The sequence below is a fragment of the Streptomyces sp. NPDC093089 genome (assembly GCF_044754405.1).
GTDB lineage: Bacteria > Actinomycetota > Actinomycetes > Streptomycetales > Streptomycetaceae > Streptomyces.
The window spans coordinates 118,977-138,795 of record NZ_JBIVPA010000010.1 but is presented as its reverse complement, the minus strand read 5'-3'; the positions used below and the strand labels follow the sequence as shown (position 1 = coordinate 138,795).

Sequence of the window (19,819 nt, the reverse complement as noted above, 5' to 3'; positions counted from 1 at the left end):
GGCGGTAGGGAGCCGCTCCCTGCTTCGTCCTAGGTCATTGATCAGGACGTTTCCATGCCTCAGCTCCCATGCAGGGAGCCGTACCCGCTTCGATCGAACCGACCGGCGGGCGCATCCCTAAGGTTCCCTAGGGCACCCTAGGGTGTCAAGCGGTACGCTAGGGAACGCATCCAACGAGGCAGGGAGTTGACGTGGTGTCGGATCAGGCCAGCCATCGGGCGCCGTACGCACGCATCGCCGCGCACTACGAGGAACTGATCACGTCCGGGAAGCTGCAGCCGGGTGAGCTTCTGCCCAGCATCAAGGCCCTCTCCCAGGAGTGGAGCGTCAGCACCGCGACCGCCGAGAAGGCGCTCCGCAAGCTCCGCACCGACGGGCTCGTCCGGGGCATCCACGGCATCGGCACCGAGGTGATCGACCGCCCCGCTCCCATGTCCTCCGGCGCGCAGCGTCAGGACCGGGGCCGCCGTAGCGGGTCGAGCTGGGGAGCGGGTGAACGATCCGACTCCCACGAAGCAGCGGTGGTCCCGGCGCCGGCCGACGTGGCGCAGGTGCTTGGCATCGAGTCCGGCGTGGACGTGATCCGCCGTAGGCGCGTCTACCGCGACCGACACGGCATCGTCGCGCACTCCACGTCGTGGATCCCGGTGCAGTACGGGAAGCTCGTCCCCCAGCTGGCGGAGAGCGAGCGTCTGTCCGGCGGAACGTCCCTCCAGCTCATCGCGCAGGCCACGGGGCGGCCGATCACCCGCCGGATCGACACGGCGTCGGCCCGACTGCTGACGCCGACGGACGCGAAGCTCCTGGAGCTGGACCCCGCAAAGCCGCCCACGGAACCTGTGGTCGTGATGACCGCGAAGTTCGTCGACAGCGGGGACCACGTGGTGGAGTACGGCGTGGACCTCGGCGGCCCTGGCCGGACGTGGCTCACGGAGTCGGAGCTCGCGCAGTGACGGCGGACCAGGCCGCAGGGCCCTTCTGCGTGCTCATGGCGGGGCTTCCCGGCTCGGGCAAGACGACGCTCTCCCGCGCGCTTACGGCGCGCGGATTCGTCCGACTGTGCCCGGACGAGGAGATGTTCCGTCGACACGGCGTGTACGGCGTCGACTTCCCGCGGGGCACGTTCCCGACCCTGGAGCGCCCGGTGCTCGAAGAGATTGCCGTGGAGCTCAGTGACCACCTCCGTGCCGGCCGCAACGTGGTGGTCGACCACGGCTTTTGGACCCCTGACGACCGCGCCCGGTGGATGGGTATCGCGACAGGAGCCGGAGCTCTCCCGCTGCTCGTCTACCTGGAAGCGAGTCACGAAGAACTCTGGTCGCGGGTGAGCCAGAGGAACGCCCAGCACGAAGCTGATCCGAACTCGATCTACTTCTCGGAGAACGACCTGGCCCGCTACCGGACCCGGTTCGTCCCTCCGGAGGTTGCGGAGCCTCACGTCCTCTACAGCGGTGACCCCGAGCCGGTGCTGAAAGCGCTCGAAGGGGCTGGGCTGAAAACTGAGTGCTAGACGCTAGACCGCAGGTCGGGAGCCCATTTGCCTGCTAGCGCCCCTGCTAGACCTAGCGGCAACGACCGCTAGGTCTAGTGGCGGCGACCTACCTGGTTGCTGAGGAAGGCGCTGAAGAGCTCACTCTCATCGGGCCGACCGAACAGACGCTTGGGCACCACCAGCAGGCACGCCTTCCCGCCCCTGCGCCCGACGAGCACATGGAGCCGAGTCGTCTCGCGATAGCGGCTGAGCTCGCGCCATGCCATATGCCGAGTCTCATCACCCCGGGACACGGTGATGCCGGTGTCGTCCGCTGTTGTCTGTTTCTCCTCCGAGGCGTGGCCGACCCGGTAGTACCGAGTGGTCAGCACCCGCACGATCCCCAGCCAGACAGCTATGAAGACCACCGCGGCACCAAGAGGTACAGGGCGCACAGAGCCGCCGTCTGCTGAGAGTGACACGCTCTGGAAAGCGATCAATGCCGAACCAACGAAGACGATGAGCCACATCCGTCGAAACAATCCAACGGCTTTGACGGCTTCGTTGAACTCATCGCGGGTCAGTGCACCGGACACGGTGAAGGAGGTCTGGCGTATGTCGCTCACGAGAGCGGAGCCTACCCGTCCGCTCCTGAGCAGCGGGACGTAACGGTGGTCTGAGGGCACACTGCGCAGAGTCGCTGTTGCGTCAGGCGCGGGCGGCCGGCGCGGTGCGGCTTGTCGCTTGTCGCTTGTCTTGTCGTCCGGGTCTCAAGTTGGCACCCGAACGCGCCAACAGGGCCGCTGACCAGGGATGCGGCAAGCGACAAGACAAGTGACAAGACAAGCAACAAGGGTCCCCCTCGGCCGTGTGTCGCCGGAACAACAAGAGGAGCACGCCCCCCGGCCGGGTGCTCCTCTTGCTTGTGAGGGGGCGGTGGTCGGGACGGGACGCGGCGCCTCTTGGCGAGGTGCCGCCCGCTCGGGTCGGTGACGCTGTGTGGGTCTACTGGCTAGTGGACAGTGGCTACTGGACAGTGGAAACAGCCCAGTTCAAGGTCCCTGCTGTCCAGTAGAGGGGATCTCCACCGGCTAGTGGAAAGTTTCCAGTAGCCACTATCCAGTAGCTCTCAGTGCCGCCCTCCGGCGTGGTTGGGGGGCTTAGGTGGCCACGACGAACGTGTGAGGAGGGAGAGTCAGCGTCCGGCGGCCGATCCCCTCTATGGGCGTTCTGACCTGGGGCGATGCTCTTAGCGGAGGAGAGATCTTGCGGACGCTGCGGACGCTGGCGGACGCTATACATTTTGTTTAGCGTCCACAGGGAAACCACAGGTCAGGGGCGGCGCGAACGGGGCTGCGGACGCTGCGGACGCTGTTTTCTCTCAACTCTCTAGGACGAGAGGGAGAGGCTTTTCAGGAGCGGGGCGGCCGAGGGTGCACACTGCCGTCCCCCGCCCCTCTGAAAAGCCCTTCCGGAGCTCCACACAGCCGCAGACGCCCAGAGCCTCGCGGACACTGCTGGCCGGGCCCGGTGGTCTTGGAAGAGACCACGCTGCGGCCGGCGGTGGACTCTTCTGTTCCGCGCTGGCAGTGGGGGCCGCCAACCGTGACGTCGTCTTGCTGGGAGCTACTGCCTACTGCCCACCCCGTCCAGCGAGTAGGCAGTACACCTCCCCATGACTGACCGAGTCCTCCTTCTGACCAGTGCGTTGGGCAGTAGGCAGTAGGCAGTAGGCAGTAGGCCCGAGGGTCACGGGAGAGCTGGGAGCCTTCCGGGTCTACTGGGTAGTGGGGACCCCGGTACCCAGTAGACGCGCCCCAGTAAGCGCGTGGGCGCCTCTACTGGGGTGTCTCCTACTGGGTAGTGGGGTGTCGCCCCAGTACCCAGTAGACGCCGATGGCGGAGACCTTGTACGGGCCGCAGGCGCCCGAAGGTCGTCCGCCCGGGAGGGCGGTCCTTCCTGCTTCTAGCCCTGGCCCGCGCTCGACGGCCGGGCTGGGCCGTCTGTGGGCCGTCGAGGGGCCGCCGCAGCCCACCGTCAGCCACCGATGACGACGAAGAGGGCGCGACCACCGGTCGCGCCCTCTTCTCCGCAATTCCCCCGCTACACCCAGGTGTCGAGCCACATTCGGGCCCGCCATTGGTCGAGCGGAATGGGGGTGCCGGTGTAGATGGGCCAGAAGTAGATGAAATTCCAGACGATGAGGAGGACGAGGCAGCCGGCGGCCACCGCGCCGAATGTGCGGCGTCTTTCGGAGGAGCCGCGTGGGCCGATGAGGGCGCCGAGCATCATCGCGACGGCCAGGCAGAGGAAGGGGACGAAGACGACGGCGTAGAAAAGGAAGATGGTGCGTTCCTGGTAGAGGAACCAGGGGAGCCAGCCGGCGGCGATGCCGCAGGCGACGGCACCGGCGCGCCAGTCGCGGCGGAAGGCCCACCGCCAGAGGACGTAGAGGATGGCGAAGCAGGCGGCCCACCACAGGAGCGGGGTGCCGAGCGCCAGGACCTCCTGGGCGCACTTCTCCTTGGCGGAGGAGGGGCAGCCGCGGGTGCCCGGGGCCGGGGACTCGTAGAAGTACGAGACGGGGCGGCCGAGGACGATCCAGGACCAGGGGTTCGACTGGTAGGTGTGCGGCGACGTCAGGCCGACGTGGAACGTGTAGACCTCGGACTCGTAGTGCCAGAGGCTGCGCAGCCAGTCCGGGAGCCAGCCCCAGGTGCCGCCGCCGGCCACCTTGTCGTGCTCGACGGCCCAGTTGCGGAAGTAGCCCTTGTCGGAGACGAGCCAGCCGGTCCAGGTCGCCAGATAGGTGGCGATGGCCACCGGGACGACCGACACGAACGCCGGCACCAGGTCCCTCTTCAGGACCGCGAGGTGCGGGCGGACGGCGCCCGCCGTGCGGCGGCCCGCGACGTCCCACAGGACGGTCATCAGGCCGAAGGCGACCATGACGTACAGGCCGTTCCACTTGGTCGCGGCCGCCAGGCCCAGCGAGACGCCGGCCGCGAGCCGCCACGGCCGCCAGCCGAGGCGCAGCGACTCCGCGATCTCCGCGTCCGGGCGCAGCACGCCCTCCTCGTCCTCGGGGAGCGCCGCGGCGAGCCGCCGCCGCGTCCGGTCGCGGTCGAGGACGAGGCAGCCGAAGGCGGCGAGGACGAAGAACATCAGCACCTGGTCGAGGAGCGCGGTGCGGCTCATCACGAAGTGCAGTCCGTCGACGGCGAGCAGCAGGCCGGCCAGGCAGCCCAGGAACGTCGAGCGGAAGAGGCGGCGGCCGATCCGGCAGAGCATCAGCACGGACAGCGTGCCGAGCAGCGCCACCATGAACCGCCAGCCGAACGGCTCGAAGCCGAACAGCTTCTCGCCGACGCCGATCACCCACTTGCCCATCGGCGGGTGGACGACGTATCCGGGGTCGGTCGGCACGAGCACCGCGCCCGGGTCGGACAGGATCGTCTTGTCGATGTCCTTCGGCCAGGCGCCCTCGTACCCCTGGTTGATCAGGGCCCAGGAGTCCTTGGCGTAGTACGTCTCGTCGAATATCACCGCGCGCGGCTTGCCCAGGTTCCAGAACCGCAGCAGGCCGGCGACCGCCGTGACCAGGAGCGGACCGCCCCAGGCCATCAGCCGCCAGAGCCGCTCGGCGGGCCCGGGTCCGAGGCCGATGAGCGACCACACGCGGGCGGAGGGCCGGGTGTACGACGGGACGAGCCGCTCCCGCAGCCCGATGGGTGCGGAGCTTCCGGCGGGCGGCTCGTAGCCGAAACGCCGCAGCCGCTGCTGCCACGAAGAGGGCTCTGCCACGGCTTGCCGGCCCTCCAGGGTCTCGGGTGCGGTACTGGTCACCGCGCCATCGTAGGGAACGCGCCTGTGCGCGTCGCCTGTCCGGGCTGCGAGGATGTTCCGTGTGACAGGAACGCTGGTACTCGCAGGGACCCCCATCGGTGACATCGCGGACGCTCCGCCCCGACTCGCCACCGAACTGGAGAACGCGGACATCGTGGCCGCCGAGGACACCCGGAGGCTGCGCGGGCTGACCCGCGCGCTGGGCATCCACACCACGGGCCGGGTCGTCTCCTACTTCGAGGGGAACGAGTCCGCCCGGACGCCCGAGCTGGTCGAGGCGCTGGTCGGCGGCGCCCGCGTCCTCCTGGTGACCGACGCCGGCATGCCGTCCGTCTCGGACCCCGGCTACCGCCTCGTAGCCGCCGCCGTCGAGCAGGACATCAAGGTCACGGCCGTCCCCGGCCCGTCCGCCGTCCTCACCGCCCTCGCCCTCTCCGGTCTCCCCGTCGACCGCTTCTGCTTCGAGGGCTTCCTCCCGCGCAAGGCCGGCGAGCGCCTCGGCCGCCTGCGCGAGGTCGCCGACGAGCGCCGCACCCTCGTCTACTTCGAGGCCCCGCACCGCCTCGACGACACCCTCGCCGCGATGGCCGAGGTCTTCGGCGCCGACCGCCGCGCCGCCGTCTGCCGCGAGCTCACCAAGACGTACGAGGAGGTCAAGCGAGGCCCCCTCGCGGACCTCGCCGCCTGGGCCGCCGAGGGCGTCCGCGGCGAGATCACCGTCGTCGTCGAGGGCGCCCCGGAAACCGGCCCCGCCGAACTCGACGCCGAGGAGCTCGTCCGCCGCGTCCGCGTCCGCGAGGAGGCCGGCGAACGCCGCAAGGAGGCCATCGCCGCCGTCGCCGCCGACGCGGGCCTTCCCAAGCGGGAGGTGTTCGATGCCGTGGTGGCGGCAAAGAACGCGGACGCGTCGGGCCACGGAAAAGGTGGTCGGGCCGCGGAAAAGGTAAAGGACTAACCTGAAAGGCAAAGCCGAACCCGGCGCCGGGACTCTTCTTAGGGCGCTTGGCAAGGGAAGAGCCAAAAGCCTTCCATGGTTTCTCCCGCGCTGATGCGCTCCGGCCCGAAAAGGCGTCCACTGATCAGTGGAGAGGAGCTGGCATGAGCGAGATCACCGGCACCGGCATATCCGTCGCCCACGAGGCGTACGCCTTCGCCTGCATGCGCTGCGGATACGGCTGGGAGCAGGCGTACGACATCGAGCACCACGTCGACGCCGCCGGACAGGAATTCGTCGTCTACAAGGCGGACGGGGAGCGGGTCCCGTCCCCGCTGTCCAGTCCCACCTGCATGAACTGCAGCGGTCACGTCGTGAGGATCATGCGCGCGGGTCAGGTGTCGTCGGTGCTCGACCTGATCGCCGCGACGGAGAGGCACCAGCACGGGGCGCGGGCGACGAAGCCGGTCTCACCGGCCGGGCCGATCGGTCAGGAGCTGACCGAGGACACTCCCGAGAAGCCGCCGGTGCCGCACCACTGGCACCTGTCGAACCTCCTGCACCCGTTCCGCCACAACAAGTAGCGCTTTGGCGGTGGCACTCATGGCCCTCGTACGATCGGGCCATGAGTGCCAAGGACGCCCCGCCGCCGTTGCCCGAACCGCTCCTCGTGGAGGTGGCGGACTCGCACACGCACCTGGACATGCAGTCCGGGACCGTGGAGGAGGCCCTGGTCAAGGCCGCCGCGGTCGGGGTGACGACGGTCGTGCAGGTGGGCTGCGACGTGAAGGGCTCGCAGTGGGCCGCGGAGACGGCGGCCGCGCACGCGAACGTGCACGCGGCGGTGGCGCTGCACCCCAACGAGGCGCCCAGGATCGTCCTGGGGGACCCCGACGGCTGGTCGCGGCAGGGTGCCCGTGAGGGCGGCGGGGACGCGGCCCTCGACGACGCGCTCGCCGAGATCGACCGGCTCGCGGCCCTGCCGCACGTGCGCGGGGTGGGCGAGACCGGGCTCGACTTCTTCCGCACGGGGCCGGACGGCATCGCCGCGCAGGAGCGTTCCTTCCGCGCGCACATCGAGATCGCCAAGCGGCACGGCAAGGCGCTGGTGATCCACGACCGGGAGGCGCACGCCGACGTGCTGCGCGTGCTGGACGAGGAGGGCGCCCCGGAGCGGACCGTCTTCCACTGCTACTCCGGCGACGCCGCGATGGCCGAGATCTGCGCCGCCAAGGGCTACTACATGTCCTTCGCCGGCAACGTGACCTTCAAGAACGCCCAGCCGCTGCGGGACGCGCTCGCCGTCGCCCCGCTGGAGCTGGTCCTGGTCGAGACCGACGCCCCGTTCCTGACCCCGGCGCCCTTCCGCGGCCGGCCGAACGCCCCGTACCTGATCCCGGTCACCGTGCGGGCGATGGCGCGGGTGCGGGGGATCGGCGAGAACGAGCTGGCGGAGGCGATCGCCGTGAACACCGCCCGGGCCTTCGATTACTGATCCATAACGGTTACGTGTCGTAGTCGGGTCGTCCGGGAGAGTGACGGCGGTCGGGACTAGGGTCCCGGCCTCGTGAGCACTTCCCAGGGCAGTCACCGAGCCGGACGGCGGGGCGCGACCCTGCCCCTGCACGAGCAGCCGACCATGGCGGCGCCCCTCGTGGCGCCGGGCGCCGGTCCGGGCGCCCGCGCGGCGGGCGGTCAGGGGTCCGGCACCGTCCCCGGGCAGGGCTCCCGGGCCGGCTCCCGGCGGGCCGCCCGGCGCCGCAAGGCCTCCGGGGGCGCGGGCGACGGGCTGCGGCGACTCGTGCCGCAGGCCCTCGTCGTGGCCTTCCTCGCCGGCGGCACGAGCGCCTTCGTCGCCGACGACAAGGAGGTCCGGCTCTCCGTCGACGGCGTGCCGCGCACCCTCCACACCTTCGCCGACGAGGTCGAGGAGCTCCTCGCCGACGAGGGACTGGCCGTCGGCGAGCACGACATCGTCGCCCCGGCCCCGGGCGAGGCGCTCGCCAGCGGCGACGAGGTCGTCGTCCGCTATGGGCGTCCGGTGTCCCTCACGCTCGACGGGCAGCGTCGCCAGGTGTGGACGACCGCCCGGACCGTCGAGGGGGCGCTGCGCCAGTTCGGGGTCCGCGCGGAGGGCGCGTACCTCTCCGTGTCCCGCGGAACGGCGATCTCGCGGCAGGGCCTCGCCGTCGACGTGCGGACCGAGCGGACGGTCACGTTCCTCGTGGACGGGCGGGAGCGGACCGTCCGCACGAACGCCGCCACCGTCCGCGAGGCGCTCGTCGAGGCGGGGATCACCCTCGCCGGGCAGGACACGACGTCGGTGCCGGCCGGCGCGTTCCCGCGCGACGGCCAGACGGTGAACGTGCTGCGGATCACCGGCTCCCGGCAGGTGCGGGAGGAGGTGATCCCGTACGCCGTCGAGACGGTCCGCGACCCGGAGCTCTTCGCCGGCACGGAGACCGTCGAACGGCAGGGCGTCCCCGGCGTCCGCCGGGTCACGTACAGCCTGCGCACGGTCAACGGCGTCAGGCAGAAGCCCCGCAGGACCGGCGAGGAGATCGTCCGCGAGCCGGTCGGCCGCAAGGTGCGGATCGGCACCCGGCCGCTGCCCACGTCCGTCGACGGCGCCGACGGGCTCGACTGGGGCGCGCTCGCCGCCTGCGAGTCCGGCGGCCGTCCGAACGCCGTCGACCCCTCGGGGACGTACGGCGGGCTCTACCAGTTCGACCCCGGCACCTGGCGCTCCCTCGGCGGCAGCGGAGTCGCCCAGGACGCGCCCGCCGCCGAGCAGACCTTCCGCGCGAAGAAGCTGTACGTGCAGCGGGGTGCGAGCCCGTGGCCCCACTGCGGCCGGCGGCTGCACGGCTGAGGAGGCGCGGGGACCCCGCCCGCGCGGCCGGGCGGGGGGGCGGGGCCGTACCGGTGAGCCGTAGGTCGGCCGTGGCGGGGCCCCGTAGGCTGTACCGGTGAGCACCACCACCGGCCCCGAAAGCCCCGACGCCCTCCTCGGCCCCGCCGACATCCGTGAGCTGGCCGCCGCCCTCGGCGTGCGCCCCACGAAGCAGAAGGGCCAGAACTTCGTCATCGACGCCAACACCGTCCGGCGGATCGTCCGCACGGCCGAGGTGCGGCCCGACGACGTGGTCGTGGAGGTGGGCCCCGGGCTCGGCTCCCTCACCCTGGCGCTCCTGGAGGCCGCGGACCGGGTGACGGCCGTCGAGATCGACGACGTGCTCGCCGCCGCGCTGCCGGCCACGATCCAGGCGCGCATGCCGGCCCGCGCCGACCGTTTCGCGCTCGTCCACTCCGACGCGATGCACGTCCAGGAGCTGCCGGGCCCGGCGCCGACCGCGCTGGTCGCCAACCTGCCGTACAACGTGGCCGTGCCGGTCCTGCTCCACATGCTGGAGCGGTTCCCGACCATCGAGCGGACCCTCGTCATGGTCCAGGCGGAGGTCGCCGACCGGCTCGCCGCCAAGCCGGGCAACAAGGTATACGGCGTCCCTTCGGTCAAGGCGAACTGGTACGCCGAGGTGAAGCGCGCGGGCTCGATCGGCCGCAACGTCTTCTGGCCCGCGCCGAACGTCGACTCCGGTCTCGTCTCCCTCGTCCGCCGCACCGAGCCGCTGGCGACCACCGCCACCCGCCAGGAGGTCTTCGCGGTCGTCGACGCGGCCTTCGCCCAGCGCCGCAAGACCCTCCGTGCCGCCCTCGCCACCTGGGCGGGTTCGCCCGCGGCCGCCGAGGACGCCCTCGTCAAGGCGGGCATCTCGCCGCAGGCGCGCGGCGAGATGCTGACCGTGGAGGAGTTCGCCCGGATCGCGGAGGCGAAGGCGTGAGTGGCGGCACGGAGTCCCGGGGCGTTCCCGGAGTCGTCACCGGAACGGGCGCCGGGGCCGTCACCGTACGGGTCCCCGCCAAGGTCAACGTGCAGCTGGCGGTCGGCGCGGCGCGCCCCGACGGCTTCCACGACCTGGCCAACGTCTTCCTCGCCGTGTCGCTGTACGACGAGGTGACCGCGACCCCGGCCGACGGGCTCACGATCACCTGCGAGGGCCCGGACGCCGACAAGGTGCCGCTGGACCGGACGAACCTGGCCGCGCGGGCCGCCGAGCTGCTCGCGGCGCGGCACGGCATCTCCCCGGACGTGCACCTGCACATCGCCAAGGACATCCCGGTCGCCGGCGGCATGGCCGGCGGCAGCGCCGACGGCGCGGGCGCGCTCCTCGCGTGCGACGCGCTGTGGGGTCTCGGCTCCTCGCGCGAGGAACTCCTGGAGATCTGCGCCGAGCTGGGCTCCGACGTGCCGTTCAGCCTGGTCGGCGAGGCGGCGCTCGGCACCGGGCGGGGCGAGAAGCTGACCGCGCTGCCGGTGGGCGGCGCCTTCCACTGGGTGTTCGCCGTCGCCGACGGCGGTCTGTCGACGCCGACGGTGTTCCGTGAGTTCGACCGGCTCGCCGAGGGCGTCGAGATCCCCGAACCGGCCGCGTCCCCGGCCCTCCTGGACGCCCTGCGCACCGGCGACACCACCGCCCTCGCGCGCGCCCTCGCCAACGACCTCCAGGCCCCGGCGCTCTTCCTGCGCCCCTCGCTCGCCGCGACCCTCGCGGCCGGCACGGAGGCGGGTGCCCTCGCCGCCCTGGTCTCCGGCTCTGGCCCGACGACCGCGTTCCTCGTGAAGGACGCGGACGCCGCCGAGACCGTCGCCGCCGCGCTGATCGCCTCGGGCACCTGCCGTACGGCCCGCCCGGCGACCTCCCCGGCGCGGGGTGCGGTCGTCCTGCCCGTCTGAGCCCGGCGGTCGGTACCGCCCCCTCCGGCGCGGCCGCCCGGCTCGCCGCCCGGTCGCCACCGCCCGTCCGGCGTCGTCTCCCGCTACTCAGCGGCCGGTTGAGTATCCGCGCCCTGTCGTGGGGCGGGCGGGCGCGGGACCGTCTCCGTATGGGAATGAGCGCGCGTGAACTCGCGGCCGCCACGCCGGCGACGCGGGACCGGTACGTCGATCTGCTCCGGGTCGCCTCGCTCGGGGTGGTGGTGCTCGGGCACTGGCTGATGGCGGCGGTCACGGGTGACGGGCGGGTGGGGAACCTGCTCGCCGTCGTGCCGGAACTCCAGGTGGTGACCTGGGTGTTCCAGGTGATGCCGGTGTTCTTCTTCGTCGGCGGGTTCTCGCACGCCCTGGCCCACCGCTCCCGTCCGCGGTACGCGGCCTTCCTGCGGGCCCGGCTCCAGCGGCTGCTGCGGCCGACGATGGTGTTCGTCGAGGTGTGGGGGGCGGCCGCGCTGGTGCTCCAGCTGACGGGAGTGGACGGCGGGCTCGCGGGGGTGGCGCTGCGGCTGGTCACGCAGCCGCTGTGGTTCATCGGGATCTACCTGGCGATGGTGGCGTTCACCCCGCCGCTGCTGCGGCTGCACGAGCGGTGGGGGTGGGGCGCGTTCGGGGCGCTCGCGGGCGGGGCGGTCGCGGTGGACGTGCTGCGGTTCGTGGCGGGCGTCCCGTTCGTGGAGTTCCTGAACTTCGCGTTCGTGTGGCTGGCCGTGCACCAGCTCGGCTTCCTGCGGGCCGACGGCATGATCCGCCGCCCGGCGCTGCTCGCCGGCGCGGGCCTGGTCGGCGCGACGGCACTGGTGGCCCTGGGGCCGTATCCGCTGTCGATGGTGGGGATGCCGGGCGAGAAGGTGTCGAACATGGCGCCGCCGACCCTCGCCCTGCTCTGCCACGGTCTGTGGCTGGTCGGCGCGGTCGAGCTCCTGAAGGGCCCGGGGGCGCGGTTGGTCGCGCGGGCCGGGGTGTGGCGGGGGGTGGTCGCGGCCAACGGGATCGCGATGACGGCGTTCCTGTGGCACCTGACGGCGATGCTCGGGGTGTACGGGGTGCTGCTCGGGCTCGGCGTGGAGCTGCCGGATCCGGCGTCGGCCGCCTGGTGGGCGCAGATGCCGCTGCGGTTCGCGGCGGCCGGTCTGCTGACGGCGCTGCTGGTCGCGGTGTTCCGCCGCTTCGAGGCGCCGGTGCCGGCGGCCCCGGCGACCGACGCGGGTGGGCCCCTCGCCGCCCTCGGCATCACCCTGGCGCTGTTCGGCGTCCTGGGCCTGTCCCTGACGGGCTTCGCAGGGCTCCTGGAGGGCCGTTCGGCGACCCTGATCGCCGTACCCGTGACGGCGCCGGCGGCCGTGGGGCTCGCACTGGTGGGGTGGCTGATGGTGGAGCGGGCGGGGCGGGATCCGCGTGGCTGACGGCCGGGGTCAGTCGTCGAGGCGCTCGTCGTCGATGTCCACGGTGGCGGTTCCCGGCGGGTAGAGGTCCGGCCGGTCCGTCAGGATCAGGCCCATGGTCGGGCGATGTGGCGCGGGCAGGGCGGTGTACAGCGCGTGGCAGACGTCGGGTCCGCCGAAACCGCCGCGAGCCATCCGCGCCACGGTCACCGATGCGACGGTGTCGAGGGGGACGACGTCGACGCCGGGCAGCGCCAGGGCCGCGTCACCCGCGCCCTCGTCCTCGGTCTCGGCCTGGAGCAGGCACAGAGCGGGCACCTGAAGGTGGCGGAACGGCGACGCGGCCGCGTTGTCGGCGACGCGCTGGAGCTTGCGGTGGCCGCGTGCGAGGGCGAGCACGGCGGAGGTGTCGAGGATGATCACGCCGCCGTGTCCCCGAGGGCCGTGCGGGCGTTCGCGGCGGCGACCTCGTAGACCTTGTCCAGTGCGTTCGGGGTCGCGTCGAACTCCTCGTCGGTGAGGGTGGAGTGCATCCGCTCGCGCATGATCCGCCGGCTCTCGGCCAGCCTTTCCCGCGCCTGCGCGGTGGTGAGCTGCGTCGCGGCCAGTTCCGTGACGAGCGCTCCTATCGTGGTGCCCCGCTCGCGGGCCAGCGAGGCGAGGTGGTCGCGGGTCGTGTCCGGCACCTTGATGGTGGAGTCAGCCATACGCCGAGGGTACACCGCTGGTACACCGGGGGTGTACCGGCGGTGGCGACGTACCCTGGGACGTCGATCGATCCCCCGTACAGGAGTCAACGTGGCCGTCAACCTGGTCAATGTCGAGACAGTCAGCAAGGTGTACGGCACCCGTGCCCTGCTCGACGGCGTCTCGCTCGGCGTCTCCGAAGGGGACCGGATCGGGGTCGTGGGCCGCAACGGCGACGGCAAGACCACCCTCATCCGGATGCTGGCGAAGCTGGAGGAGGCCGACACCGGCCGGATCACCCACAGCGGCGGGCTGCGCCTCGGCGTCCTCACCCAGCACGACTCGCTCGACCCGAAGGCCACCATCCGCCACGAGGTCATCGGCGTCATGGCCGACCACGAGTGGGCCGGCAGCGCCAAGATCCGCGACGTGCTCACCGGGCTGTTCGGCGGGCTCGACCTGCCCGGCTTCGAGAACGGCCTGGACACCGTCATCGGCCCGCTCTCCGGTGGCGAGCGGCGGCGCATCGCGCTCGCCAAGCTCCTCATCGAGGACCAGGACCTGATCGTCCTCGACGAGCCCACCAACCACCTCGACGTCGAGGGCATCTCCTGGCTCGCGCAGCACCTCCAGGCCCGCCGCTCGGCGCTCGTCTGCGTCACCCACGACCGCTGGTTCCTCGACCAGGTCTGCACCCGCATGTGGGACGTGCAGCGCGGCGCCGTCCACGAGTACGAGGGCGGCTACTCCGACTACGTCTTCGCCCGCGCCGAGCGCGAGCGCCGCGCCGCCACGGAGGAGACCAAGCGGCAGAACCTGATGCGCAAGGAGCTGGCCTGGCTGCGGCGCGGCGCCCCCGCCCGCACCTCCAAGCCGCGCTACCGCATCGAGGCCGCCAACGAGCTGATCGCCGACGTGCCGCCGCCGCGCGACACCAGCGAGCTGATGAAGTTCGCCAACGCCCGCCTGGGCAAGACGGTCTTCGACCTGGAGGACGTGAGCGTCACCGCCGGTCCCAAGGAGCTGCTCAAGCACCTCACCTGGCAGCTCGGCCCCGGCGACCGCGTCGGCCTCGTCGGCGTCAACGGCGCGGGCAAGACCTCGCTCCTGCGCGCGCTCGCCGACGCGGCCGTCAGCGAGGGCGAGAAGCAGCCCGCGGCCGGGCGGATCGTCGTCGGCAAGACCGTCCGGCTCGCCTACCTCTCCCAGGACGTCACCGAACTCCCCGCCACCCTGCGGGTCCTGGAGGCCGTGCAGCAGATCCGCGACCGCGTCGACCTCGGCAAGGGCCGCGAGATGACGGCCGGGCAGCTGTGCGAGCAGTTCGGCTTCTCCAAGGAGAAGCAGTGGACGCCGGTCGGCGACCTCTCCGGTGGCGAGCGCCGCCGCCTCCAGCTGCTGCGCCTGCTGATGGACGAGCCCAACGTCCTCTTCCTCGACGAGCCCACCAACGACCTCGACATCGAGACCCTCACCCAGCTGGAGGACCTCCTCGACGGCTGGCCGGGCTCCATGGTCGTCATCTCCCACGACCGGTTCTTCGTCGAGCGCACCACCGACAAGACGTTCGCCCTGCTCGGCGACAAGACCCTGCGGATGCTGCCGCGCGGCATCGACGAGTACCTGGAGCGGCGCCGACAGATGATCGAGGCGTCCGTCCCGACGCCCGCCGCCGCGCCCGCGCAGGCGAAGGCCGGTGTCTCCGCCGCCGACGCGCGCGCCGCGAAGAAGGAGCTGCAGAAGGTCGAGCGGCAGCTCGACAGGCTCTCCGAGAAGGAGGCGAAGCTGCACACGCAGATCGCCGACAACGCCACCGATTTCGAGAAGGTGGCGAAGCTCGACGCGGAGCTCCGGGAACTCGCGGGGGAGCGCGAGGAATTGGAAATGCGCTGGCTCGAACTGGCCGAGGACGCATAACGAGGGCATCACAGGCCGGTCCTCCCTTGGGTACAAGGGGCGGACCGGTCGCTTTTGCGCCATCGCGTGAGTGGTAGAAAGAAAACCCGTTCACGTCAAGGGGGAACCGCTGATGACCCAGCCGCCCAGCAACCAGCCGCCGGGGGGCTTCGGAGCCCCTCAGGACCCGAGCCAGGGTCCGCCCCCGGGAATGCCGCCCGTGCCGCCGCAGGCGCCGCAGACCCCGCCGCCCACCGCGCCGGGTCCGTACGGCCAGCCGGCGCAGCCCGGGTACGGCTACCCGCAGGCGCCGGGCCAGCAGCCGGGCCAGCCGGCCGCGCCGGGTCCGTACGCGCAGCAGCCGGGTCCCTACGGCCAGCAGCCCGGCCCGTACGGCCAGCCGCAGCAGCAGTACGGCTACCCGCAGCAGGGCCAGCCGCAGGGCCCCTACGGCGGCTACCCCACCCAGCCGATGTACCCGGGCGCGCCCACCCCGCCGCCCTCCGGTGGCGGCGGCCTCAAGGGCCGGACCGGCATCGTCGCGGCCGTGGCCGCCGGGGCCGTCCTGGTCGCCGCCGTCACGACCTGGGCGGTCGTCTCCGGCGGGGACGACGAGAAGGGCCCGATCGCCGGACCCACCAGCTCCGCCAGCACCTCCGCCGGTCCGAAGCCCACCGAGTCGGTGGACCAGGGCGACGGCTCCGGCGACGGCGGGGGCGGCGACGACGACCTGAACGCGGACCGCAAGCCCGGCGAGGACAAGGTCGCCTGGCTGCTGAAGAACGACGTCGACCTGCCCCGCAACGGCTCCGACGTCTTCGGCCCGTGGATCGTCGGCGACACGGTCGTCAAGGCCATGTACAAGGGCGTCGACGGCTACGGCCTGAGCGACGGCAAGCGCAAGTGGCACGTCGACCTGCCGTTCGAGCTGTGCGCGGCCCCGCCGGCGCCGGCCGCCGACGGCTCCATGGTGTTCGGGTACGCCGAGAGCGCCAAGGACGGCGCCAAGTGCACCGAGCTCCAGAAGATCGACCTGAAGACCGGCAAGGCGGGCTGGAAGAAGGCCGTGCCCAAGGCCACGGGCTTCTTCGCGTTCTCCGACAACACCCTGGCCATCAGCGGCAACACGGTCACCGCGGCCGGCACCAGCAGCGCCTACGGCTTCTCGCTCGCCGACGGCCGGCAGCTCTTCAAGGGCGCCACCACCGGCTGCAAGCCCTTCGCCTACGCGGGCGGCAGCAAGCTGATCGCCGCCATGGACTGCCCGTCGGGCAGCGCCGGCAAGAAGATCCAGGCGGTCGGCCAGGTCGACCCCAACACCGGCAAGCCGAAGTTCACCTTCCAGCTGGAGGCGGGCTGGGAGGTCGACAAGGTCTACTCGGTCGACCCGCTGGTCGTCTCGGCCACCCAGCGCGAGCAGAAGAAGTGGACCATCTTCGCGCTCGACGCCGGCGGCAAGCTCCGCTCGCAGATCCAGGGCGGCAAGGACAAGTTCGCGCCCGACTGCGGCGGCAGCTTCGTCATCTTCGGCAAGAACCTCCAGGGCTGCTCCGGGGTCGCCGCCGACGCGAACACCTTTTACATGGCGACCGAGGGCGGCTACGGCAAGACGAACGAGGTCGTCGCCTTCGACCTGGGCAACGGCAAGGCCAAGTGGCGCGCCAAGGCCCCCGAGGGCCGGTCGGTGACGCCGCTGCGCATGGAGGGCTCCGACATCCTGCTGTACGTGACCCCCCTGTACAACAAGGGCGGGGCCGTCGCCACCCTCGCGCCGACCGGCGGCGCGCCGAAGATCGTGCTCCAGCACCCGGTCGCGGCCTCCGACATCGAGGGCAGCTTCTACAGCGCGGGCTACGCCTACGGCAGCGGCACCTTCGTGGTGGCGAGCGGACGTGTGTCGGCGTCCAACGACAAGGACGAGATGCAGGTCAAGACCATGATGGCCTTCAGCAAGTGAGGTGCACGGACCGATGACGCAGCCACCCCCGCCCCCGCCGAACCAACCCCCGGATCCCCAGGGCGGCTTCGGCGCCCCGACGCCGGAGCCGGGTTACGGCTACCCGCAGCAGCCCGCGCCCGAGCCGGGCTACGGCTACCCGCAGCAGCCGCCGCAGCCGGACCCCGGTTACGGCTACCCGCAGCAGCCGCCCGCGCCGCCGCAGCAGCCGTACGGCTACCCCACGCAGCCCCAGCAGCCGCAGCAGGCCCCGCAGTACGGCGGCTACGGGCAGCCGCAGGGCCCGGGGGGACAGCCCCCGTACGGCTATCCGACCCAGCCCCAGCAGGCCTACGGCGGCTACCAGCACCCGGCGCCCGCCCCCTCGGCGCCGGGCGGGAAGAAGCTGTCCGCCCAGCTCCAGATCGTGATCGCGGCGGTCGTCGCCGTCGCGGTGATCATCGGCGTCGGCATCTGGTACGCCGGTTCCGGCGGCGACGGCGACCAGGCCAAGGGCACGGGCGGCACCTCGCAGGGCGCCACCGGCGGCGGCTCCGGGGACACCAAGGGCCTCGGCGGCGGCAAGGAGAAGGCGCCCGCGAACACCCAGGGCAAGAAGGCCTTCGACGTCGTCGAGCCGAAGGTCCCGGACGTCACCGACGTGTCGGGCTCCTGGATCACGGACAAGGCGTACGTGAAGACCGGCGTCAACTCGATGGTCGCCTACGACCTCGACAAGGGCACGGTCCTGTGGACGCTGCCGCTGACCGGTCAGGTCTGCGGCACCTCGCGGCACATGACGGCCGACCACAAGGTGCCGATCCTCTTCGAGGCCAGCAAGCGGGTCGCGCCGCGCTACTACCAGCTGTGCACCGAGGTCGGCATGGTCGACCTGAACACCGGCAAGCTGCTGTGGTCGACCTCGGTCACCGGCGGCACGGGCGGCGACCAGAAGGTCCGGTTCGGCGAGGTCACGCTCAGCGGGGCGACCGTCGCGGCCGGCGGCACCGACGGCGGCGCCGCCTTCGACGCGGCCAACGGCAACCCGCGCTGGAAGCCGCAGGCCAACAGCCAGAACTGCTACGACCAGGGCTACGGCGGCGGCGAGGGCCTCGTCGCGATCCGCAAGTGCGGTCCGTACGACAGCCAGTACGTGATGGTCCAGAACCTGAACCCGACGACGGGCGCCCCGCTCTCGCAGTACAAGATGCCGACCGGTGTGAAGTACGCGTCGGTCGTCTCCACCAAGCCGCTGGTCGTCGCGGCCGACGTCGGCGAGTCCGCCGGCGACGGCAGCGGCATCTCGGACTTCTTCTCGATCGACGAGAAGACCGGCAAGCTGAAGGCGAAGATCACGGCGGACGCGGACCAGTACGGGGCCCGCTGCCGCTCGACGAAGGTCGAGTCCTGCTCCCAGGCGCTCGTCGGCAACGGCCGGCTCTACGTGCCGACCGAGGAGCACGAGGGCAGCACCGGCGAGTACGGCGACGAGACCAACGAGGTCATCGCCTTCGACCTGACCACCGGGCGGACCCTGCCGGAGAAGGCGGACGCCGGGGACAAGTACACCCTGGTCCCGCTTCGGATGGACGGCGGCAACCTCATCGCCTACAAGGAGCCCCCCTACGACAAGGGCGGCCGGATCGTCTCGATCGACGGCGGCACGATGAAGGAGACGCTGCTCCTGGAGAACCCGGCGGACAAGGCGATCCGCGACATCGAGAGCGGCTTCTCCGTGGACTACTCGGAGATCCTGTACGGCGACGGTCGCCTGTTCATGTCCGCCATGATGATCTCCAAGCCGCGGGCGTCGGCCTCGCCGGACGAGAAGAAGTACCTGGCGGTGTCGTACAGCACCCGATGAACGCACGGACGTCGTACGGGCGTTCGTGAGACGGGAACAGCCCGGCGTGTCGGTTTCACCCCGACGTGCCGGGCTGTTTGCGCACCGCGCCGGGTGGCGAAGAATTCGGGGTCGAGCGGGCCGGCCGGGGGACGGCGGGCCCGGAGGATGGGGGATGACCGGATGGGCGTACGCCTCGTGGTGGTCGACGACCACCGCCTGCTGGCGGAGGCGCTCGCCTCGGCGCTGAAGCTGCGCGGGCACCGGGTGCTCGCGGCGGGCGCGCCGGTGGCGGCGGCCGCGGACCTCGTGGTGGGCCGGGGGCCGGAGGTCTGCCTGCTCGGCACGGCCGCGCCGGCCGCGCCGGGCGCCTTCGACGTGGTCGCGCGGATCAAGCGGGAGCGGCCGCAGGTGGCCGTGGTGGTGCTCGGCCCGGTGCCGTCGCCGCGCGGCATCGCGGCGGCGTTCGCAGCCGGTGCCTCGGGGTACGTCCGGCACGACGAGCGCATCGAGGGCGTCGAGCGGGCCCTGGTGAAGGCCAGGGCGGGGGAGTGCGCGGTGGCGCCCGCGCTGCTCCAGGGCGCCTTCGCGGAGCTGCTGCACCCGGCGGCCCAGCCGGACGACGAGGCGCAGCGGCTGCTGCGGATGCTGACGCAGCGGGAGGTGGAGGTGCTCGTCCGGGTGGCGGAGGGCGAGGACACCCGGCTGATCGCGGCGGGGATGGGGATCGCGTCGAGCACGGCGCGGACGCACGTGCAGCGGGTCCTGATGAAGCTGGGGGTCGGCTCGCGTCTGGAGGCGGCGGCGCTGGCGGCCCGGACGGGGCTGCTCGACCGGGCGGTGCCGGGGCAGCGCGGCCCCTCCTGAGGCTTCCGGAGCGGCTTCCGGCGAGGTGGCACGGCTGAGGGTCCCGGTCGCGGGGCCCGGCTTCGCCATTGACGCTGATGTTTGAATGTGATTCTTTATGCGTGGTTATGTTTGGTCCGCCC

The 19,819-nt window shown here is 71.9% G+C and carries 17 protein-coding genes; 13 read left to right on the top strand and 4 right to left on the bottom strand.

The features are described 5' to 3' along the window. Positions 1 to 194: 194 nt before the first annotated feature. A complete protein-coding gene (locus ACIQFX_RS24005; RefSeq protein WP_402467401.1) occupies positions 195 to 953 on the top strand; it encodes a GntR family transcriptional regulator in 759 nt (252 codons plus the stop codon). Continuing rightward, positions 950 to 1,510, top strand: a complete 561-nt coding sequence (locus ACIQFX_RS24000) for an AAA family ATPase (protein WP_402466844.1) — start codon at positions 950 to 952, stop codon at positions 1,508 to 1,510. The genes ACIQFX_RS24005 and ACIQFX_RS24000 overlap by 4 nt, the downstream gene beginning before the upstream one ends. Positions 1,511 to 1,584: 74 nt before the next feature. Here ACIQFX_RS24000 and ACIQFX_RS23995 read toward each other — a convergent pair whose 3' ends face one another. Together ACIQFX_RS23995 and ACIQFX_RS23990 are read right to left on the bottom strand one after the other, a co-directional pair. Next, a complete protein-coding gene (locus ACIQFX_RS23995; RefSeq protein ID WP_402466841.1) occupies positions 1,585 to 2,097 on the bottom strand; it encodes a YcxB family protein in 513 nt (170 codons plus the stop codon). Between the two features lie 1,478 nt (positions 2,098 to 3,575). Then, positions 3,576 to 5,318, bottom strand: a complete 1,743-nt coding sequence (locus ACIQFX_RS23990; protein ID WP_402466839.1) for a dolichyl-phosphate-mannose--protein mannosyltransferase — start codon at positions 5,316 to 5,318, stop codon at positions 3,576 to 3,578. Positions 5,319 to 5,370: 52 nt separating this feature from the next. Between ACIQFX_RS23990 and rsmI the strand changes: the two genes are divergently transcribed. The 7 genes from rsmI to ACIQFX_RS23955 all read left to right on the top strand — a co-directional run bounded on the left by rsmI (position 5,371) and on the right by ACIQFX_RS23955 (position 12,489). Continuing rightward, the gene (gene rsmI / locus ACIQFX_RS23985) at positions 5,371 to 6,273 is read left to right on the top strand and encodes a 16S rRNA (cytidine(1402)-2'-O)-methyltransferase (RefSeq protein ID WP_402466837.1); all 903 of its coding nucleotides are present in this window, start codon (positions 5,371 to 5,373) and stop codon (positions 6,271 to 6,273) included. Positions 6,274 to 6,416: 143 nt separating this feature from the next. Next, positions 6,417 to 6,836, top strand: a complete 420-nt coding sequence (locus ACIQFX_RS23980) for a hypothetical protein (RefSeq protein ID WP_402466834.1) — start codon at positions 6,417 to 6,419, stop codon at positions 6,834 to 6,836. A gap of 41 nt (positions 6,837 to 6,877) precedes the next feature. Next, the gene (locus ACIQFX_RS23975; protein ID WP_402466832.1) at positions 6,878 to 7,747 is read left to right on the top strand and encodes a TatD family hydrolase; all 870 of its coding nucleotides are present in this window, start codon (positions 6,878 to 6,880) and stop codon (positions 7,745 to 7,747) included. Between the two features lie 72 nt (positions 7,748 to 7,819). Beyond that, positions 7,820 to 9,124, top strand: coding sequence for a ubiquitin-like domain-containing protein (locus ACIQFX_RS23970; protein ID WP_402466829.1), 1,305 nt, complete (start codon positions 7,820 to 7,822; stop codon positions 9,122 to 9,124). 97 nt (positions 9,125 to 9,221) lie between these two features. Further along, complete coding sequence (gene rsmA, locus ACIQFX_RS23965; protein WP_376482632.1) at positions 9,222 to 10,094, top strand: 16S rRNA (adenine(1518)-N(6)/adenine(1519)-N(6))-dimethyltransferase RsmA; 873 nt, start codon at positions 9,222 to 9,224, stop codon at positions 10,092 to 10,094. Then, entirely contained in the window at positions 10,091 to 11,047 is a 957-nt protein-coding gene (locus ACIQFX_RS23960) for a 4-(cytidine 5'-diphospho)-2-C-methyl-D-erythritol kinase (protein ID WP_402466827.1), read from the top strand. The genes rsmA and ACIQFX_RS23960 overlap by 4 nt, the downstream gene beginning before the upstream one ends. 149 nt (positions 11,048 to 11,196) lie before the next feature. Next, on the top strand, positions 11,197 to 12,489 hold the full coding sequence (locus ACIQFX_RS23955) for an acyltransferase (protein WP_402466825.1): 1,293 nt from the start codon (positions 11,197 to 11,199) through the stop codon (positions 12,487 to 12,489). Between the two features lie 9 nt (positions 12,490 to 12,498). Here ACIQFX_RS23955 and ACIQFX_RS23950 read toward each other — a convergent pair whose 3' ends face one another. Both ACIQFX_RS23950 and ACIQFX_RS23945 read right to left on the bottom strand, forming a co-directional pair. Beyond that, positions 12,499 to 12,891 (bottom strand): hypothetical protein, encoded by a 393-nt coding sequence (locus ACIQFX_RS23950; RefSeq protein ID WP_402466822.1) that lies wholly within the window; start codon positions 12,889 to 12,891, stop codon positions 12,499 to 12,501. Next, a complete protein-coding gene (locus tag ACIQFX_RS23945) occupies positions 12,888 to 13,175 on the bottom strand; it encodes a hypothetical protein (protein ID WP_402466819.1) in 288 nt (95 codons plus the stop codon). The genes ACIQFX_RS23950 and ACIQFX_RS23945 overlap by 4 nt, the downstream gene beginning before the upstream one ends. 91 nt (positions 13,176 to 13,266) lie before the next feature. Here ACIQFX_RS23945 and ACIQFX_RS23940 point away from each other — a divergent pair, with 91 nt between their 5' ends. The 4 genes from ACIQFX_RS23940 to ACIQFX_RS23925 all read left to right on the top strand — a co-directional run bounded on the left by ACIQFX_RS23940 (position 13,267) and on the right by ACIQFX_RS23925 (position 19,697). Next, positions 13,267 to 15,072 (top strand): ABC-F family ATP-binding cassette domain-containing protein, encoded by a 1,806-nt coding sequence (locus ACIQFX_RS23940; protein WP_402466817.1) that lies wholly within the window; start codon positions 13,267 to 13,269, stop codon positions 15,070 to 15,072. A gap of 112 nt (positions 15,073 to 15,184) precedes the next feature. Beyond that, positions 15,185 to 17,008: a PQQ-binding-like beta-propeller repeat protein gene (locus tag ACIQFX_RS23935; protein WP_402466815.1), complete on the top strand. Its 1,824-nt coding sequence runs from the start codon at positions 15,185 to 15,187 to the stop codon at positions 17,006 to 17,008. A 13-nt stretch (positions 17,009 to 17,021) separates the two neighbouring features. Continuing rightward, positions 17,022 to 18,851 (top strand): PQQ-binding-like beta-propeller repeat protein, encoded by a 1,830-nt coding sequence (locus ACIQFX_RS23930; RefSeq protein ID WP_402466813.1) that lies wholly within the window; start codon positions 17,022 to 17,024, stop codon positions 18,849 to 18,851. A gap of 162 nt (positions 18,852 to 19,013) precedes the next feature. Continuing rightward, the gene (locus ACIQFX_RS23925; protein ID WP_402466810.1) at positions 19,014 to 19,697 is read left to right on the top strand and encodes a LuxR C-terminal-related transcriptional regulator; all 684 of its coding nucleotides are present in this window, start codon (positions 19,014 to 19,016) and stop codon (positions 19,695 to 19,697) included. Positions 19,698 to 19,819: the final 122 nt, after the last annotated feature.

What these genes read in the sequence shown, in the direction of transcription:
- ACIQFX_RS23930 (WP_402466813.1), top strand. Translation starts at nt 17,022, where the DNA reads ATGACGCAGCCACCCCCGCCCCCGCCGAACCAACCCCCGGATCCCCAG.
- ACIQFX_RS23935 (WP_402466815.1), top strand. Translation starts at nt 15,185, where the DNA reads ATGACCCAGCCGCCCAGCAACCAGCCGCCGGGGGGCTTCGGAGCCCCT.
- ACIQFX_RS23945 (WP_402466819.1), bottom strand. Translation starts at nt 13,175, where the DNA reads ATGGCTGACTCCACCATCAAGGTGCCGGACACGACCCGCGACCACCTC.
- rsmI (WP_402466837.1), top strand. Translation starts at nt 5,371, where the DNA reads ATGTTCCGTGTGACAGGAACGCTGGTACTCGCAGGGACCCCCATCGGT.
- ACIQFX_RS23925 (WP_402466810.1), top strand. Translation starts at nt 19,014, where the DNA reads ATGGGCGTACGCCTCGTGGTGGTCGACGACCACCGCCTGCTGGCGGAG.
- ACIQFX_RS23975 (WP_402466832.1), top strand. Translation starts at nt 6,878, where the DNA reads ATGAGTGCCAAGGACGCCCCGCCGCCGTTGCCCGAACCGCTCCTCGTG.
- ACIQFX_RS23980 (WP_402466834.1), top strand. Translation starts at nt 6,417, where the DNA reads ATGAGCGAGATCACCGGCACCGGCATATCCGTCGCCCACGAGGCGTAC.
- ACIQFX_RS23955 (WP_402466825.1), top strand. Translation starts at nt 11,197, where the DNA reads ATGGGAATGAGCGCGCGTGAACTCGCGGCCGCCACGCCGGCGACGCGG.